The following is a 16,673-nucleotide window of genomic DNA, read 5'->3' as shown; positions in this document are numbered from 1 at the left end:
TCGCGAAATGCGAGTTTTTTATTATTCAGTATAATAAATTAAACTATGAATTTGATTTATAAAAAGAAAGCTGATATCTGTTGAATGAGTTTTTATAATATTAATGCTTAGATTTTCTCGTCAGTATTAAATTACTCAAGCGATTGATAAATTGAGGGCTAATGGTAGAAAGTGTAAACATTACTTTAGTTTTTAAACCAACTGGACGATGTGTAGCAGTGAAAAGTGAGTCTTTGGCTTTAACTTGTGCAAGCACTTGCTCAGCAACATCTTGGGGTGTGAGGCTAACACCGATATTTTGAATCGCGCCTGCATCCATGTTTGTTACCATAGTCGTTTGGACAAACAGCGGCATAACATCCAGTACACGAATGCCATATTTTTGCCATTCGATATCTAATCCTTCGGTAATACCGCGTACCGCAAATTTACTGGCAGAATATGAGACTAAATCTGCTTGTCCATAAATGGCTGATGCTGAAGAAATATTGATAATACGCGCAAATTTTGCTTCTTTTAGATAGGGAAGTGCGGCGTGACAGCCATTTAAAACACCATTTACATTGATATTGATTGTTCGGTGGTGTGCACTAATTTCAGTTTTCTCAAAATCTCCAGAATAAAGGATGCCAGCATTATTCACTAAAATGTTAAGACCATTTGCCCATTGAGAAAACTCTTTAAGCGCTATTTGCCATTGTGCATAATCGCTCACATCTAATTTGCCAGCTTTGGCATTGTGACCTAATTGATCTGCTAAAATTTGAGCCTGAGCTTCATTGATATCATAAATACCAACTTGATAACCTTGTTGGTAGAATAGACGTGCGATCGCTGCCCCAATGCCTTGTGCAGCACCGCTTATGAATATGCTCTGACGCATTGCAGTATCCTTTTTAGTTTATTTTGATTGCAGTGAGTTGAACATAAAATATGCATAACAACAAGTGTTGTGCAGTCATTTCTTATTGATCTTAAAGGACATTAAATGCAACAGTTATTCGCCATTATGAAACAATTACGTGCAGAGTGCCCTTGGGATCGTGAACAGACCCCTGAAAGTTTAACGCGCTATGCGATCGAAGAGGCGTACGAGGTGGAAGAAGCTGTACGCTCTGGCGATGTTGATGAGATTAAAAATGAATTAGGGGATTTATTGTTACAAGTGGTTTTTCAATCACAGATGTACAGTGAGCAGGGTGCTTTTGATTTTAATGATGTTGTAGAAGCTATTTGTCAAAAATTGATACGTCGTCATCCGCATGTTTTCCAAAAAGAGCAGTTTGAGAATTTAACTCCTGAACAAGTGTCACTTTTGTGGCAGGAGATTAAACAACAAGAAAAACAAGGTAAACCTCAATTTCGGTTAGATGAGTTAAAGCATGGTCCTGCTTTGTCTCAGGCGGAAAACCTGCAAAAAAATGTTGCAAAAGTAGGATTTGATTTTACTGATGTGGCTCAGGCCTACGATAAAGTCAAAGAGGAACTGGCAGAGTTTGAAGAAGCCATGCAATCGGAAAAACCTGATGAAATTATGGATGAATTTGGTGATTGTTTATTTTCTTTAATTAATGTTGGGCGTAAACTAGGCATTTCAAGTGAGATGGCTCTTTTAGGAACCATTTATAAATTTAAATCTCGCTTTGCTTATATTGAAAATCAAATCAATTTTAAAAATAAAAGATTAGAAGATATATCTTTAGAAGAAATGGATCTTCTTTGGGATCAGGCAAAGCAACAATTAAAACCATAGGTTATCCATGAGTAATCATAATTTTTATTGTAATCGTGTAGTAAAGCTAATTAAATTGTCTTTTTTATTGGTGCTTTTAAGCTGCTCTTTCAGCTTATATGCGCAACAATTTGATCAAGCTTATTTAAAATGGAAAGCAGAACAACAAGCACATGATGAAAAAATAAACAAGATTGATGGTCACTATTATCTTTCGACACCGAATAACCAGACATCACAACCTAAGAATAGTGGTAACAATAACACATTGTCACGTGTTCAAAATTCAAATAGCTCAGGTATGAGAATTAGTTTAAATTCTGCAAATATTGAACAATTACAACAGTTAAAAGGTGTCGGTACAAAGAAAGCACAGGCGATTATTGATTATCGCAATCAGAACGGGAAGTTTAAAAGTATTGATGATTTAAAAAAGGTAAAGGGGATTGGGGCGAAATTTTTCGAGCAGAATCAAGCACGACTTAGTTTGTGACGTGTTTAATGCTGTATGGATCGATGAATTATCAACATATCTTAAATTCAAGTGAAGTTTGCGAGAATCAAATTGCCCTTTAGCTGTGTAAGCGATATCATTAGCACAATTATGATTTTTACGTCCTGACGTAGGAGACAGTGTCTTTTGCAAACTTTGCGTGCGTCAAAGTGTGGGTTATCCACCGCTCAATTACCTTCCTCCATTTTAGATGTTATTGATTCTTTAACTAAAGCTGGCTATGAAGCTTATATAGTCGGTGGTGGTGTACGTGATTTAATGCTTGGCTTAAATCCGAAAGACTATGATGCAGTGACCAATGCAACGCCTTCTCAGGTGAAAGAGGTATTTGGTCGTCGTTGCCGAATTATTGGGCGACGTTTTGAATTGGCACATGTGTATTCAGGTCGTGAATTGATTGAGGTGGCGACATTCCGTGCCCCACCGAAAAAAGCAATTACCTCTGCACAAGGAATGATTTTACGTGACAACAATTGGGGAACTATAGAGCAAGATTTTGCTCGACGTGATTTTTCCATCAATGCCATGTACTACCAACCAAGAAAAGGGGAAGTGCTCGATTTTTGTAATGCTATTGATGATATAAAAACCAAAACTTTAAGGTTATTGGGTGATCCAGGACTTCGTTTTGAAGAAGATCCCGTACGAATGTTGCGTACTTTACGTTTTGCTGCGAAGTTAAATTTTAGTATTGATCCTAAAATTTTAGACGTTTTTACCCAAGAGATGACACAGCTGCTGCGTGATGTTTCTCCGCACCGTTTATATGATGAGTCGCAAAAATTATTCACGATGGGACATTTACATCGTGTTATGCCTATGTTGATTGAATTTGGTATTTGGAAGCAATTATTTGCTGATATTAGTCCTGAAATTACTCAGTTTATTGAACGTGCTGCGAAAAATACCGATCAACGGATTCAAATGGGTAAAACCATTAATCCTGCTTTTTTCTATGCAGTATTGCTATGGAATAATTTCTTAGCGCGTTGTGATTTTTACCATGCTAAAGGGGTTGTTGCTGCAGAAGCACGAGCTCAAGCAGGTTTGGATGTGTTGAAACGTCAAGCGACTCGAACCATTATTCCCCGTTTTGCGGAAACCTTTATTCGTGAAGTTTGGGAAATGCAAAGCCGTTTGTTAAATCCAAAACCTCAACAGATTGAAGCACTTTCTGGTCATGCACGTTTCCGTGCAGGATTCGATTTCCTGTTGTTGAGAGAGAAGTCTGGTGATACTTCTACCAACGGTATGGGAGCATGGTGGGAAGCTTACCAAGATATGTCGACTGACGAGAAAGAGCGTGCAATTGGTAGCTATAATCGACAGCGTGCTAAGAGCCGTAAAAAAATTGCTGAAGTCGCACCAATTGAAGATGCAAAAGCTGCAGTTTCAACGCAAATTGAGCCATTGGTCAAAGAACAAGAGTCTCGTAGTCGTCGTTCACGGAATAAGCCAAATTCAACATCATCTCATGATTTTAGAACACGAAATGATGCTCGAACAGCTGTAAACAAAGGTGAAATCACTGCTGATCATCCAATTACCAAGCGTAGACGAGTACAACGTGATTTGAACAGTGTGATTTTTGGACCCACCCAGTCATGATTAAAACCTACATTGGTTTAGGAAGTAATCTAGGAGATTCTGAGCAAATTCTACGAGCAGCTGTAGAAAAGCTTAGAAAATTTGGTGGTGTTACGGTTTCAAAGTTGTACCAAAGTCCCCCAATGGGGCCTCAAGATCAACCAAATTATCATAATGCGGTTGTAGAATTGCACACAGATTTAGCGCCATTGGCCTTGTTGGATGAGTTGCAACGCATTGAAAATGAATCAGGTCGAGTACGTTCACGTCATTGGGGTGAGCGTACTTTAGATCTAGATCTTTTGCTTTATGCTGAAAAAAACATTATAAATGAGCGGCTCACAGTACCGCATATTGGTATTTTAGAGCGTGATTTTGTAGTGATTCCATTGTTGGATCTCGATCCTGAGCTTCAAGTCAATGGACAATCATTGCAAAAGTTAGATTTCGTGCAACATTCAACCCTTAGCGTTTTAGCAGATCAGTCATGGGCTGATTAAAGGATTGAATGGGCAGAGGAACTCTCATTGATAGAGGAATATCGTCATGATTAGCCTAAGTGATTTAAGACAATTCAAAACTCAGGGACGTAAATTTTCATGCTTAACTTGCTATGATGCGAGTATGGCAAAAGGTATGGAAGTTGCTGAGATTGACACCATTTTAATTGGTGACTCTCTAGGGATGACAATCCAAGGGCATGATTCTACATTGCCTGTTACTGTTGCAGATATGGCGTATCATACTGCAGCTGTACGTCGTGCGAATCAACACGCATTTATCATGTGTGATTTACCTTTTCTGAGTTACGCAACGCTTAATGATGCGTTGCTTAATTCAAAAACCGTGATACAAGCGGGTGCTCAGATGGTGAAAATTGAGGGTGGTGAATGGCTGGCTGAAACTATACGAGTTTTGACACGAAATGGTGTACCTGTTTGTGTACATTTGGGCTTAACACCACAGTCGGTACATGTCTTTGGTGGCTATAAATTACAAGCGAAAACGCGTGAAGCGGCAGATCAATTAATTGCTGACTGTAAAGCTGTGGTAGACGCTGGTGCAGCTGTGTTATTGCTCGAATGTGTTCCTGCTCAAATGGGTAAAGAAATTACTGAATTATTCCCACACGTTCCTGTGATCGGTATTGGAGCTGGGGCAGATACTGATGGTCAAGTTCTTGTTGTGCAAGATATGCTTGGTTTGACTTTTGGTAAAGTGGCTCGCTTTGTACGCAATTTTATGAAAGAACAAGCAGGTGAATCTGCAATTGTAGATGCATTCAAGGCATATCATGTTGCTGTGCAAGAGAAATCGTTTCCTGCAAAAGAACATACTTTTCAAGTAGAGCTGTAGACATGAAAACAGAAACGACCATTCAAGGACTAACAGCATCACTTAATCCTGCTCGATCGGCACGTAAAATCATCGGTTTTGTACCAACGATGGGAAATCTACATCAGGGCCATTTAAACCTTGTTCGTGAAGCGCGTAAATTATGTGATGTGGTGGTGGTTAGTATTTTCGTGAATCCAATTCAGTTTGGACCCAATGAAGATTTTGATAACTATCCACGTACACTTGAGCAAGACAGTAATTTACTTGCTGAAGTGGGGTGTGACATTGTTTTTGCACCGTCTGTTGAGCAAATGTATGGTAAATTCCCACGTTTAACAAATATTACTGTGGGTGAAATTACCAATGATTTGTGTGGCTTACAACGTCCAGGTCACTTTGATGGTGTTGCTGTTGTTGTCACCAAATTGTTTAATATTGTACAGCCGAACTTTGCATTTTTTGGACAGAAAGATTATCAACAATTGGCTGTGATTAAGCAGGTTGTTCGTGATTTGAATATGCCAATTGAAGTGATTGGTGTACCAATTGCACGTGCTGAAGATGGTTTGGCCTTAAGTTCGCGTAATGGTTACTTATCTGAACAAGAGCGTCAAACAGCTCCTGTTATTTTTAAGACCTTAACGACTGCTGAACAAGATTTACATGCAGGCAAAACACTTGCAGATGTCTTGGCTCAAATTCGTGAAAGTTTAAATGATGCAGGGTTAATTGTGGATTATGTCGAAGCACGTAGTCTAGCGTTGCAAAAAGTTGAACAATTCGACCAAGATGTTGTATTGTTTGTTGCAGCGAAATTAGGCAAGACTCGTCTGATTGACAATTTACAAGTAAAACATTTTACATAAACTTTGCTTTTAGGATCGCGATGCCATGAAGCGCATACTTATCGTAACAGGACAGTCTGGTTCAGGTAAATCATCTGCTTTGCAGGTGCTTGAAGATTTGGGTTATTACTGTATCGATAATTTGCCTTTGGCATTGCTTCCTGAAATTGTTGAAAAGCTGGATAGAGAAAATAATTTAGAATTATTGGCACTCGGTGTCGATGTTCGAAGTGCAAAAGAAGATTTACAAGGTTTTGATCAGGTTTTTCAACAGTTACAAAAACATGGCAGCGTAGACGTTATTTATTTAACGACGCGTGATCAGGAGTTGATTTCACGTTTTAGCGCATCGCGACGTCCACATCCTTTGTCAAACCGCTTCCAAAGTTTGAATGAATGTATTCAAGAAGAAAAAAATTTATTGCTCCCAATTCAACTGCGAGCAACAGTACATATCGATACAACGGATAAAAGTGTACACGATTTAAAAGATACCTTATTGTCCAAACTTGGACAGTCCGATAAACTCATTTTAATTTTGCAATCTTTTGGTTATAAACATGGTATTCCATTAGATGCAGATTTTGTTTTTGATGTCAGGCATTTGCCAAATCCACATTGGGATTTAGAGTTACGTAAATATTCGGGTTTAGATGAACCAGTACGTAAATTTTTAGAAGCCAGTGAGCAAGCAAATGAGATGTATCAAGACATCTATCAGTTTTTAAATAAGTGGTTGCCTGCTTTTTCGGAAGGTCATCGTCACTATATTACAGTGTCAATTGGCTGTACGGGGGGACAACATCGTTCAGTTTATATTGTGGATAGGTTGAAAAAGGCTCTTGAGTCAAAATGGACTATTCAAGTATTACATAGAGAAATGAAGCACTGGTCATGATTGACACAACTGTTGACGTAATTAATAAATTAGGATTACATGCGCGTGCATCTGGAAAACTAATCGAAGTCACGACTAAATTTAAATGCTCTATTCAAATTGGTAAGGGTGACAAGTTAGTCGATGCCAAGAATATCCTTTCTTTACTTATGCTCGGAGCTGGTAAAGGAACCACCTTGCGTCTAGTGATTGATGGTGCAGATGAAGAAAAAGCTTTGTCTGAAGTTCAAGCACTGTTCGCAGATAAATTTTACGAGGCAGAATAATCGTGGCACGTCGTCCGCAACGTTTTACTGAAGATGATTTTGAATCTTTAGAAGGGCGTGCAAGTAAAACCGAACAGAAAAAAGCTGTACAACGTATGGCTGCTTTAGGTGAACAACTCGCAGAGTTGTCGAAGAAACAAATTGAATCTTTACCTGTTGAAGATCGGTTGATAGAGGCTTTGCTTGATGTGCAATTGATCACATCTTTTGAAGCACGTCGCCGTCAATTTCAACGGATTGGTAAGCTTTTGCGTAATGAAGATGAAGCCATCATTTTGTCTTATTTAACCCCTAAGCAAGGGATTAAAAAGTTGGCGCAATTGGATCGTTGGGTGGATCGAATGATTGAGCAGCGTGACCCTGCAATTAAAGAATTCTGTAAATCTTATAATGCTGCTGAAAGTCATTCTTTACGTCAGCATGTATTGCGTATTCATCGGGATATCACCCGTCAAGCCACCGCTGAAGAATTAGCGGCTTCTAAACTTAAGTTATTAAATTATGCCCAACAAGTGGCTTTGATTTCGGATAATTCCAAGTAAATTATTGTGACAAATAAAAAACGACCCAACAGGGTCGTTTTTTATATTTAGCCAAGATATGAATTAAACTTTTGATGGTATCATGGGAATGTTATCGCCTGATTTAAACTCTGGCTGGAATTTAACAACACATTTACCATCGATGATTTTATCATCCAGTTTTACTTGGATTGCCTTACCATCAGTCTGGCCTGCACATGATTTTTGAATCGCATCCCACTTCGCTTTACGTTCTGCACGTTTTTGGGCAAATTCTTGCTTAATTTGAGCACGTTGTTCTTCGGTCATGTCTTTCATACGGGGTCCGTCATGACGCATCATATGACCACGTTGTTCTCCATCACGACGGAAATCCTGATTCATCTCTTTCATCGCCTTGTGATCAGGCTTGAATACGATATTTCATGTACCATTAATATTTTGCTGACCTGCTGTCACCTGAACCGTTTGACCAATTGCTTTGCCATCACAGGCTTTTTGCATTTGTTGGCGTAACGCTTTATGTTGAGCACGTTTCTGTTTCATTTCTTCACGTTGTTCAGGTGACATTTTATGATGCCCACCATGCATCATCGGGTGGCCCTCTTTTGGACCTGGATTAGATTGACAGGCAGTCAAAGCCCCTACAGTTAAAATACTTGCCGATACAAGTGCGATTTTTGTCATAGCTTTCATTGTTACTACTCCAATGAATATTTTGTGTTGTGTTCTGTTGATACCGTAAAGATTAAATAATAATGATGTAGAAACAATGGAGAGAATTTTGAACAACTGTTGGGTACAATGTTGAAATGAGAAGAAAAACGTGAGATCAGTTTTGAAAATACGTCGAGTCCCCATTGCACTGCGCTTATTTCTCACCGTTTTATTGACGACATTAGTCATTACAACGGTGAGCTTAAGTGTTTTGCACTGGACCATGCAAAAGAATTTTGCCAAGTATGTCGCAGATGTCGAAATGCAAAAACTTGATCATCTGATAGAAAATTTGGCAGATGTATATGGGGTCTATCAAGACTGGGGTAATGCGGTTCAAGCACAGATTTTACAAATTGAAGGCGATGCTGCCCCTGATGATTATGATAAGTTGTCACGCTGGTGGCTACGTCGTCAATATGATATTGCTTTACAACAGCGCTATTTTAAAGAACATACGATAGTAGCGACTTTGGGACAAACAGATGGTGCAGTTCATAAGTCTCAGCTGGATCAAGAAGAACTAAAAATTCTTGAAGAGAATTTACCCTCAGCTTATCAGCCATTTGAAGGTTTGAAGTTTCCACTGAGCTCAAATCAAAATTTATTTAGACCCTCTGATCGTAAAGGAAAAAAATCATCTATAGACAAAGGACATCTTTCAGCGGGTCGTGAAGAAGCAGCTTCAGCACCTAAAGAAACGTCAACGAGAGATTCAATGCGGACTGTAAATCCACAGAATGGCAAAAAGATATTTGTATCATTGCCTGACCGCTTAGGACTCAGTTCACGCCTTTCATTATATGATGCAAAACAACAGTTTATTTTGGGTGAACCTTCTGATGATCAGGTTTCTTATCGTCCGATTTTGGTCAATGATCAGGTGGTAGGGTATCTAGGTTTAAAACCAGTTTTAGATCAGGATGATGCATTGAGTATTAACTTTTTTAGTAATCAAAAACGTTATTTAGTACTGATCTATATCTTCACATTCTTATCAAGCTTGGTTGCAGCCTTGTTATTGGCGACTTATTTTAAAACACCGATTCAACGTTTATTGAACGCAACTCGTGAATTAACCAAAGGTAACTACCAGCATCAAGTGGTGATTAACCGCAATGATGAATTAGGAGACTTGTCTACTGAGTTAAATCAGTTGGCTGTCATTCTCGACCAGCATGAAACATCACGCCGTCAATGGGTTGCAGATACTTCACATGAGTTAAAAACACCATTGGCAGTATTGCAGGCACAAATTGAAGCCATGCAAGATGGGATTCGAAAGCCCACACCTGAACATTTTGAAGCGATGTTACGTCAAGTCACAAGCTTGAAAAAATTGACACAGGATCTAGCGGATTTAGCCCAAGCTGAAGCACAACAATTGAAATGCTACTTTGCAGAAGTTGATCCTTGGTCCGTCATTTTACAGGAAATAGAGAATTTTAAACCTAAATTTGAACAGGCTGATTTAACAATTTCAGCCAGAGGTGAGGGGGCAAAATTACAATTAGATATAGATCGTTTTAAGCAAATTATGGTCAACTTACTTGGAAATAGTATTCGTTATACTGAAGCAGGCGGTGAAGTTCAAGTCCATACAGAGCAAGATGCAGATTCATGGAGTGTGATCGTAGATGATAGCCCATTGGGTCTGAGTGATGAACAGATTGCACGCTTGGGAGAACGCTTCTATCGTGTGGATAATTCACGTACACGTAGTACAGGTGGTACAGGATTGGGCTTGGCTTTATCAGGTAAAATTGCACAAACACTCGGTGGTCAGCTTACTTTTGATCATTCGCCATTAGGCGGTTTGCGTTGCAAACTGACATTTTCAAAACATACTAAATTTTAAAAGGAATAGTACAACATGAAGCATATCATGCTGGTAGAGGATGAAGTTGAACTTGCGCAATTGGTGCGGGATTATCTAGAAGCAGCGGGCTTTGAAGTCAGTATGTTTCATGATGGTCAAGAAGCTTATGACAGCTTCCTGCAACGTAAGCCGAGTTTAATGGTATTGGATTTGATGGTCCCGCGTATGGATGGTTTGACCATTTGCCGTAAAGTGCGTGAGCAAACCGACTTACCGATTATCATGGTGACTGCACGAACAGAAGAAATCGATCGTGTCTTGGGTTTAAATATGGGAGCAGATGACTATGTCTGTAAACCTTTTAGCCCAAAAGAGTTGGTGGCACGTGTACAAGCGGTATTACGCCGTTTAGAACGTAAAGCTGAACCTGAAGCCAATGACTTATTTCGTATTGATAAAGCACAACAACGTATCTGGTATCAACAAAAATCGTTGAATTTAACGCCAACTGAATTCCGCCTTTTAGAGCTTTTCCTCGAACATTTGGGACAAGTCTATTCTAGAGCGCAACTTTTAGACCATATCAACCCAGATAGTTTTGATGTTGCTGACCGTGTTATTGATAGTCATATCAAAAACTTACGTCGTAAAATATCTGAAGCTGCTGAAACTGGAAATCGTCATGAATGGGTACAAGCTGTTTATGGCGTAGGCTACCGTTTTGAATATCCAGAAGATTAAGTTTTCAACATTTTAAGTTCACCATTGTGGATAAACACAGGTTTATCCACAGATATTGTGGGTAAATGTTTATAAATGTAAAAATTTATGTTTGAAAAATAAGCATATAACTTATGGTTATCGATAGATTCTGACTTGACTGAATCAGGTATAGACAGGTCTGTTGATCTAAACCTGTAATTCAAAGCTACTATCAAATGCAGTTATCAAAAGACCGCTAATTATTTAATCTGTTGATAAACCGCCAATACCTGCTTTTGAGCTTTGGTTAGACTCTTGGCCACTAGCTCATAAGAGCCTTCAACCAAGTCTTGAATCAAATCAGCACTGATCTGTTCACCTTCATAGACTGAAATCCAATGACGTTTATTCATATGATAGCCCATCTGAATCGAGGGGTAGAGATCTCTTAACATTTCGCCATGATCAGGTTCAACTTTTAAATTAATTAGTTTTTTGCCATGCAGTTCAGAGCCTAACATAAACATTTTTCCCACCACCTTAAAAACAGGAATATCCTCACCAAAAGGGTAGCTAAGTTCGGATTTAGGCAAATCTGATGCAATCTTAAATGCTAAAGTTCGGATTTCTTCACCTGTCATCACTGTCTCTTTTTAAAATATTCTTTATGAATAAATGCTAATCACTGTTCCATCATCGACCAGCTTCCAAATTTCATCCATATCTATATTTCTAACGGCAATACACCCCCATGTCCAGTCATTTCTAGGTAAGTACGTCATTAAACTAGGGAGTTTTTCCATTTGTGAGCGTGTTGCTGAACCATGAATCATAATGTCGCCACCAGGAGAAACGCCGAGTTGGTTGGCTTTAGATTTATCCTGTTGGTTTGGATAGGACACATGCAGCGATTTATAAAATGCACTATTAGAATTACGCCAATCTAAAATATAACGACCTTCAGGGGTTTTTCCATCACCTTCTTTAACCTTATGTCCAATAGGATCAAAACCTAAGCGCATTGGATATGTTCGTATGTCTTGATCATGATGCATGAGTTTAACAATACGATCTGATTTATAAACTTTAACTTCGGTGATTGGCGTGTCTTGACGGAGACGTTGAATGTCTTGCTCAGATAAATTCTGCACGTGTATGGTAGCATTTGCCGTTGGAATAAATTGATTATATTTTTGATAAGTCCAGACACTAGCTATAGCTATAGCCAAAAGAATCAAGCATGGAATGAGGTATTTTTTATTCATTTTAGAATACTAATGTTGTAAAACCCTGTATTGCCTAAATTTTATTCACTCTAAAGACAAAAGCTGTAGTTAATTTGTGATTGTGGATTTATCCTGTGGATAAACACAAGTTTATCCACAGAAATTGTGGGTAACTATGATGAGTCAGATCAAAGAAAGCGATTCGGCAATTTATTTGATCAAGACGAACAACTCACCATTACTTCAGGAACATCACTTGGTAAAGGTGCTAAGTCTTTGGCTGTTTCTAAATCCTTTTGTTTGATAAAGGGCTGACCAAGCAATTTAAATAGGCGATCAACCTCAGAAAAATCATCACGTTCAGCCTGTTCAATGGCTGTTTGTAGCATATGATTTCTTAAAATATAGACTGGATTGGCTTTTTTCATTTCCGCATCAAGTACATCAATATCTTGCTGCTCACGAATACTGTGATATTGCGTCAAGAAGCTTTCAAATTGAAAGCGATCTAGGCAATCATCTTTAATAGCTTCATATTCTTTATTCTGTAAGCGAAGAAAACTGTTGGTATAGTCGAGTTGCTCACTTTGTAGAATTCTTAAAAATGCCATACCGCAATCAAAACTATCTTTATGGAAGGCAGGTAGTCCAAGTTTTTGGCATAGCCCATGGGTATAATGTTCTAGAAAGGTCGGTTCAAAATGCTCTAAACATTTGACGAGATCTTGCTTAAATTGTTCTTTATTTTCTGCTTGTGCTAGTGGAATTAAATTGTTTAACCAATTCCATAAATTCCAATGTGCAATACTCGGTTGGTTTTGGTAGGTATAACGGCCATTGTAATCACTATGATTGTTGATCCAATTGGGACGGAAACGCTCCATAAAACCATAAGGGCCAAAATCAAGGGTAGAACCTGTAATATTGAGATTATCCGTATTCATAACACCATGCGCAAAACCCACCAATTGCCATTTGGCGATCATGATCGCAGTGTTTTGAATCACTTGCGTTGCAAATGCTAAAACAGTGTCTTCAAACTTTTGTTGTTCAGTACTCAAACATTGTGGATAGTGCCATTCAATACATTTTTGGGTAAATTCAGTGAGTAACTCAGGCTGATATTGATTGATCCATTCAAAATGCCCTAAACGGATGTGGCAATCCGAAGTGCGTAACATCATTGCACCAAGTTCAAGTTTTTCTCGTTGTACGCCTTGGGTTGAGGAGGTAAAGCCTACGGAATTGCTTGAAGGAACCCCCAGTGCATTGAGTGTATGACCTGCTAGATATTCACGAATCACAGAACGTAATACAGCACGTCCGTCTCCCATACGAGAGTAGGGAGTTGAGCCTGCGCCTTTTAAATGGAGGTCAATGGTTTGACCTTGTTGATTTAAAATTTGCGCTATCAATAGGCCACGCCCATCCCCCAATTGACCTGCCCATTGTCCAAATTGATGCCCTGCATAAACCATGGCAAGGGGATGAAATTCAGGAAAGGTTTTTTGCCCGCTACAAATCTCGACCCATTGGGTCTTTTCATCTTCAGACCATTGTAATTCATCCGCAAGTGCAGCATTAAAATGCCCAGCCTTTGCACCTTTCAGTGGGCTAGGCATTTGCTCATGATAGAGCTTTGAATCGAGAAATGGGTAACGTGGGGCAAATTGCATAGCGATCGGTCACAATGGTTTCACTTGTCCTCTCAATATAGCAAAGTTTTAAGCTGTTGAGATAATGTCGACTGTTTTAGTCGACAATAAATAGCTTTGCACCAAATGTGGTGGAAGAACGATGCGCTTCAGCTTGGTCTGCAACTTGATAACTCATCCCTGCTTTTAAGGTAAAGGTACGTCCATCATCAAGTTCAGTGTCCAATTCACCTTCTAAGCAAAACAGGATATGACCTTTAAGACACCAGTGGTCAGCCAAATAATCTACAGAATATTCGACCATTCGCACTCGAATATTATCAAATTGTTGTGTGCGCCAAAGCGCAAAACCTTGCTCACCCTCATGACGCGTTGTTGGAACTTCTGACCAGTTGGTAATGCCAAAGGGGATGTTATTAATTTGCATATTATTTTCTCTCAATATTATCAGTAGGAATGTCTGTAAAAACTGGATAAAAGAAAAGCCCCTTTCGGAGCTTTGCTTTTGATGTGTATTGAGAGTTAAGAAACAACGTTCTTTTTGATTCCACGCATCAATGTTTCTAAACGTTCACGATGGAAAGCAAGTTTCTGTTCGACCAATTGGAAATCAACTTTGAGTTTGACATCCATTTGGTGAATTTTCTCAGCAACAGATGCTTTTTTCGCTTGTAGCTCTTGTTCTTTTAACGCAGCCCAATCATTTAATGTATTGGTGAATGCTTCATATTCTTGCGATACTTTTTGTTTCATCGCGATAATATCTGCATTGACGTTATGACCATAAATCGCTAAATCCTGTTCAGCATATTTAAATCTCATCGCCAATTCCGCTTTTTTGATATTAAAGCTTGGGATACGACGTAGGTTCTTGGCTAAACCGATTTTAGAGCAGGACCAAATCAACCATTTTGTTGGATCATATTGCCACCATTTCACACCATTACGATAATCGTATTGGAAAATATGGTGATAGTTATGATAACCCTCGCCCCATGTTGCAATGGCAAGAACAAAGTTATCTCGTGCAGTATTTTCGTCAGTATAAGGACGTTTGCCCCACATATGACAGAGTGAGTTGATAAAGAATGTTACATGGTGGCTAATAATTAAGCGGAGTAAACCACCTAAGAGTAGTACACCCCACATGTCACCTACAGCCCACCCCAGAGGAACTAAAATCGCAGCATGTACGGCAATAACAAGTGGGACATAATACTTGTCTTGGAACATAACCACTTTGTCATTCAACAAATCAGGTGCATTTTTATAATTTGATTCAGAAGCGGGATAGTTACGTAACATCCAGCCAATATGAGCGTACCAAAAACCATTGTTAATCGAATACGGATCTTGATCTACATCATCCACATGGCGGTGATGTGTACGGTGACCAGAAGCCCAGAACAAAATACTGTTTTGAACAGCAAAAGTTCCCATGATCATCAAAATGATTTTAAGTGGTAAAGTCGCTTCGTATGCACGATGTGCCCACAAGCGATGATAACCTGCAGTAATACCTAAACTACTGAGACCGAGTAAAACGAATAAACTAATCCAAGCTGCCGCACTAAAATCATGGTGGTAGGCATATAAAGGGATCGCAATTACTGCCACAAGGGGTAAAAACACCAAGGCAAAAACACCGATCCAATTTATTGGGGCTTTGGGTAGGGGAGCATTCATCTCCAACAGCACTCCTAAGAACCTTAATCAGGTAAAGTTAAACGCATAGCTTCAGCATTTTTCTAGGCTATACTTTCACAGATATTATCATGGGCGAACATGTGTTCACTAGTATTAGTGTACATCTGTATTGTATAAAACAGTAACAGAATAAAACATGAATTCTAGCGGTTTGATCGAAAAAAATGAATGGTTAAAACGTCGTATTTAAATGTCAAAATAGTGTAAGAATTTTTCTGTCTTATCCAATTTGATTTTTAAGGGTTTAGACGCTTGATTCTCAAGTTAAATTTTAATTTTTGAAACCCTCTAAAGTTCAAAATAAAATTCTACTTTATTGTGTTATTAAATGGATTTGAGTTATTGAATTTGTGCTAAGGCAAGCTGCATCATTTTGGGGAAATCTGTAATTAATCCATTGATCCCCAAATCTCTTAAATGCTTAGCGCGCTCAATATCATTGACGGTCCAAACACTGATGTCCAAACCTGCACGCTGGGTTGCTTGAATGAGCTCATCTGTTGCCAATTGATTCATCCATCCAATCTGGCAGCATCCCAGTTGTAATGCTTGTTCGATTGCACGTTGTTGGATGTCATCTTCAATCAGTAGACCACGTTTAAAACTTGAGTTTTGCTGTTGTAAGGCTTGATGTATTTTTAAATCAAAACTGGTAATCGCCGCAACATTTTCAAAACCTTGCAGTTGTTTTTGTAATTCGATGATGAGTTTTTCAGCGTGTTGCAATGTTTCTACAGCTTTCACTTCAACTTCAATATGCTCAAAGTCCTGCATAATCTTTAGGCTTTGGCTTAAGGTTGGGGTAATTTGTTTTTCCCAATCCATCCAGATATTGGCTTGGTTATAGGCCGCTAATTCAGCGCTGTTTAAATCATACAGTGCTTGATCTATTCCAGTTGTTCTTAAAAAATTATCATCATGCATGATAATGAGTTCATCATCTTTTAATTGTCGAACATCGAATTCAACTGCACGGATACCTAAATCGTGAATATATTGAAATCCAGCTAGGGTATTTTCAGGTGCTTCACCACGCGCGCCACGATGTCCGATAATTCTCATAATGAACTCACATACTCATTTTCATCTGTCTGGTAATCGTTTAAGTCTTACTTTTAGCAATAACTTGACTTTATCATACTGTTA

General features: G+C 38.8%; 18 protein-coding genes and 1 pseudogene. 11 read left to right on the top strand and 8 right to left on the bottom strand.

Features of this window, described 5'->3' with window-relative positions:
* Positions 1 to 100: 100 nt before the first annotated feature.
* Positions 101 to 883, bottom strand: a complete 783-nt coding sequence (locus AC4CVF_RS21085; protein ID WP_336953570.1) for an SDR family oxidoreductase — start codon at positions 881 to 883, stop codon at positions 101 to 103.
* 105 nt (positions 884 to 988) lie between these two features.
* Between AC4CVF_RS21085 and mazG the strand changes: the two genes are divergently transcribed.
* The 9 genes from mazG (at position 989) to yjgA (ending at position 7,722) form a co-directional block, all read left to right on the top strand.
* Entirely contained in the window at positions 989 to 1,753 is a 765-nt protein-coding gene (gene mazG / locus AC4CVF_RS21080) for a nucleoside triphosphate pyrophosphohydrolase (protein WP_336953571.1), read from the top strand.
* 7 nt (positions 1,754 to 1,760) lie between these two features.
* A complete protein-coding gene (locus AC4CVF_RS21075; protein ID WP_336953572.1) occupies positions 1,761 to 2,225 on the top strand; it encodes a ComEA family DNA-binding protein in 465 nt (154 codons plus the stop codon).
* 147 nt (positions 2,226 to 2,372) lie between these two features.
* Complete coding sequence (gene pcnB / locus AC4CVF_RS21070) at positions 2,373 to 3,854, top strand: polynucleotide adenylyltransferase PcnB (protein ID WP_336953573.1); 1,482 nt, start codon at positions 2,373 to 2,375, stop codon at positions 3,852 to 3,854.
* Complete coding sequence (folK, locus tag AC4CVF_RS21065) at positions 3,851 to 4,333, top strand: 2-amino-4-hydroxy-6-hydroxymethyldihydropteridine diphosphokinase (RefSeq protein ID WP_419327653.1); 483 nt, start codon at positions 3,851 to 3,853, stop codon at positions 4,331 to 4,333. Before pcnB ends, folK begins: the two co-directional genes overlap by 4 nt.
* A gap of 46 nt (positions 4,334 to 4,379) precedes the next feature.
* Entirely contained in the window at positions 4,380 to 5,189 is an 810-nt protein-coding gene (gene panB, locus AC4CVF_RS21060; RefSeq protein WP_336953575.1) for a 3-methyl-2-oxobutanoate hydroxymethyltransferase, read from the top strand.
* A gap of 2 nt (positions 5,190 to 5,191) precedes the next feature.
* Complete coding sequence (gene panC / locus AC4CVF_RS21055; protein ID WP_419819976.1) at positions 5,192 to 6,037, top strand: pantoate--beta-alanine ligase; 846 nt, start codon at positions 5,192 to 5,194, stop codon at positions 6,035 to 6,037.
* 25 nt (positions 6,038 to 6,062) lie between these two features.
* Positions 6,063 to 6,914, top strand: coding sequence for an RNase adapter RapZ (gene rapZ, locus AC4CVF_RS21050; RefSeq protein WP_004725931.1), 852 nt, complete (start codon positions 6,063 to 6,065; stop codon positions 6,912 to 6,914).
* On the top strand, positions 6,911 to 7,180 hold the full coding sequence (locus AC4CVF_RS21045) for an HPr family phosphocarrier protein (protein WP_004725933.1): 270 nt from the start codon (positions 6,911 to 6,913) through the stop codon (positions 7,178 to 7,180). Before rapZ ends, AC4CVF_RS21045 begins: the two co-directional genes overlap by 4 nt.
* A gap of 2 nt (positions 7,181 to 7,182) precedes the next feature.
* Positions 7,183 to 7,722 carry a ribosome biogenesis factor YjgA gene (yjgA, locus tag AC4CVF_RS21040; RefSeq protein WP_004725935.1) on the top strand — a complete coding sequence of 180 codons (540 nt, stop codon included), beginning with the start codon at positions 7,183 to 7,185 and terminating at the stop codon, positions 7,720 to 7,722.
* A gap of 63 nt (positions 7,723 to 7,785) precedes the next feature.
* Here yjgA and AC4CVF_RS21035 read toward each other — a convergent pair.
* Positions 7,786 to 8,397 (bottom strand): annotated as a pseudogene (locus tag AC4CVF_RS21035) (hypothetical protein).
* 142 nt (positions 8,398 to 8,539) lie between these two features.
* Here AC4CVF_RS21035 and baeS point away from each other — a divergent pair.
* Both baeS and AC4CVF_RS21025 read left to right on the top strand, forming a co-directional pair.
* The gene (baeS, locus tag AC4CVF_RS21030; protein ID WP_336953578.1) at positions 8,540 to 10,276 is read left to right on the top strand and encodes a sensor histidine kinase efflux regulator BaeS; all 1,737 of its coding nucleotides are present in this window, start codon (positions 8,540 to 8,542) and stop codon (positions 10,274 to 10,276) included.
* Between the two features lie 15 nt (positions 10,277 to 10,291).
* Positions 10,292 to 10,978: a response regulator gene (locus AC4CVF_RS21025; RefSeq protein ID WP_004725942.1), complete on the top strand. Its 687-nt coding sequence runs from the start codon at positions 10,292 to 10,294 to the stop codon at positions 10,976 to 10,978.
* Positions 10,979 to 11,199: 221 nt separating this feature from the next.
* On the opposite strand, the gene AC4CVF_RS21020 is transcribed toward AC4CVF_RS21025, so the two are convergent.
* The 6 genes from AC4CVF_RS21020 to AC4CVF_RS20995 all read right to left on the bottom strand — a co-directional run bounded on the left by AC4CVF_RS21020 (position 11,200) and on the right by AC4CVF_RS20995 (position 16,589).
* Positions 11,200 to 11,580, bottom strand: coding sequence for an MmcQ/YjbR family DNA-binding protein (locus tag AC4CVF_RS21020; protein WP_336953579.1), 381 nt, complete (start codon positions 11,578 to 11,580; stop codon positions 11,200 to 11,202).
* Positions 11,581 to 11,604: 24 nt separating this feature from the next.
* A complete protein-coding gene (locus AC4CVF_RS21015) occupies positions 11,605 to 12,204 on the bottom strand; it encodes a L,D-transpeptidase family protein (RefSeq protein WP_419327649.1) in 600 nt (199 codons plus the stop codon).
* 179 nt (positions 12,205 to 12,383) lie between these two features.
* Positions 12,384 to 13,841, bottom strand: coding sequence for a protein adenylyltransferase SelO (locus tag AC4CVF_RS21010; protein WP_490789949.1), 1,458 nt, complete (start codon positions 13,839 to 13,841; stop codon positions 12,384 to 12,386).
* A 76-nt stretch (positions 13,842 to 13,917) separates the two neighbouring features.
* Positions 13,918 to 14,247, bottom strand: a complete 330-nt coding sequence (locus tag AC4CVF_RS21005; RefSeq protein WP_419327647.1) for a DHCW motif cupin fold protein — start codon at positions 14,245 to 14,247, stop codon at positions 13,918 to 13,920.
* A 95-nt stretch (positions 14,248 to 14,342) separates the two neighbouring features.
* The gene (locus AC4CVF_RS21000) at positions 14,343 to 15,506 is read right to left on the bottom strand and encodes an acyl-CoA desaturase (protein WP_419327646.1); all 1,164 of its coding nucleotides are present in this window, start codon (positions 15,504 to 15,506) and stop codon (positions 14,343 to 14,345) included.
* A 360-nt stretch (positions 15,507 to 15,866) separates the two neighbouring features.
* Positions 15,867 to 16,589, bottom strand: coding sequence for a glycerophosphodiester phosphodiesterase (locus tag AC4CVF_RS20995; RefSeq protein ID WP_419358863.1), 723 nt, complete (start codon positions 16,587 to 16,589; stop codon positions 15,867 to 15,869).
* Between the last annotated feature and the right edge of the window lie 84 nt (positions 16,590 to 16,673).

It is taken from the genome of Acinetobacter sp. LipI_19 (assembly GCF_058242925.1).
Note: the sequence above shows the minus strand (reverse complement) of the source record. Positions and strands in the feature narration are given on the sequence as shown.

What these genes read in the sequence shown, in the direction of transcription:
- AC4CVF_RS21045 (WP_004725933.1), top strand. Translation starts at nt 6,911, where the DNA reads ATGATTGACACAACTGTTGACGTAATTAATAAATTAGGATTACATGCG.
- AC4CVF_RS21015 (WP_419327649.1), bottom strand. Translation starts at nt 12,204, where the DNA reads ATGAATAAAAAATACCTCATTCCATGCTTGATTCTTTTGGCTATAGCT.
- AC4CVF_RS21005 (WP_419327647.1), bottom strand. Translation starts at nt 14,247, where the DNA reads ATGCAAATTAATAACATCCCCTTTGGCATTACCAACTGGTCAGAAGTT.
- panC (WP_419819976.1), top strand. Translation starts at nt 5,192, where the DNA reads ATGAAAACAGAAACGACCATTCAAGGACTAACAGCATCACTTAATCCT.
- mazG (WP_336953571.1), top strand. Translation starts at nt 989, where the DNA reads ATGCAACAGTTATTCGCCATTATGAAACAATTACGTGCAGAGTGCCCT.
- rapZ (WP_004725931.1), top strand. Translation starts at nt 6,063, where the DNA reads ATGAAGCGCATACTTATCGTAACAGGACAGTCTGGTTCAGGTAAATCA.
- AC4CVF_RS21010 (WP_490789949.1), bottom strand. Translation starts at nt 13,841, where the DNA reads ATGCAATTTGCCCCACGTTACCCATTTCTCGATTCAAAGCTCTATCAT.
- panB (WP_336953575.1), top strand. Translation starts at nt 4,380, where the DNA reads ATGATTAGCCTAAGTGATTTAAGACAATTCAAAACTCAGGGACGTAAA.
- AC4CVF_RS21000 (WP_419327646.1), bottom strand. Translation starts at nt 15,506, where the DNA reads ATGAATGCTCCCCTACCCAAAGCCCCAATAAATTGGATCGGTGTTTTT.
- folK (WP_419327653.1), top strand. Translation starts at nt 3,851, where the DNA reads ATGATTAAAACCTACATTGGTTTAGGAAGTAATCTAGGAGATTCTGAG.
- AC4CVF_RS21085 (WP_336953570.1), bottom strand. Translation starts at nt 883, where the DNA reads ATGCGTCAGAGCATATTCATAAGCGGTGCTGCACAAGGCATTGGGGCA.
- AC4CVF_RS21020 (WP_336953579.1), bottom strand. Translation starts at nt 11,580, where the DNA reads ATGACAGGTGAAGAAATCCGAACTTTAGCATTTAAGATTGCATCAGAT.
- AC4CVF_RS20995 (WP_419358863.1), bottom strand. Translation starts at nt 16,589, where the DNA reads ATGAGAATTATCGGACATCGTGGCGCGCGTGGTGAAGCACCTGAAAAT.
- AC4CVF_RS21025 (WP_004725942.1), top strand. Translation starts at nt 10,292, where the DNA reads ATGAAGCATATCATGCTGGTAGAGGATGAAGTTGAACTTGCGCAATTG.
- AC4CVF_RS21075 (WP_336953572.1), top strand. Translation starts at nt 1,761, where the DNA reads ATGAGTAATCATAATTTTTATTGTAATCGTGTAGTAAAGCTAATTAAA.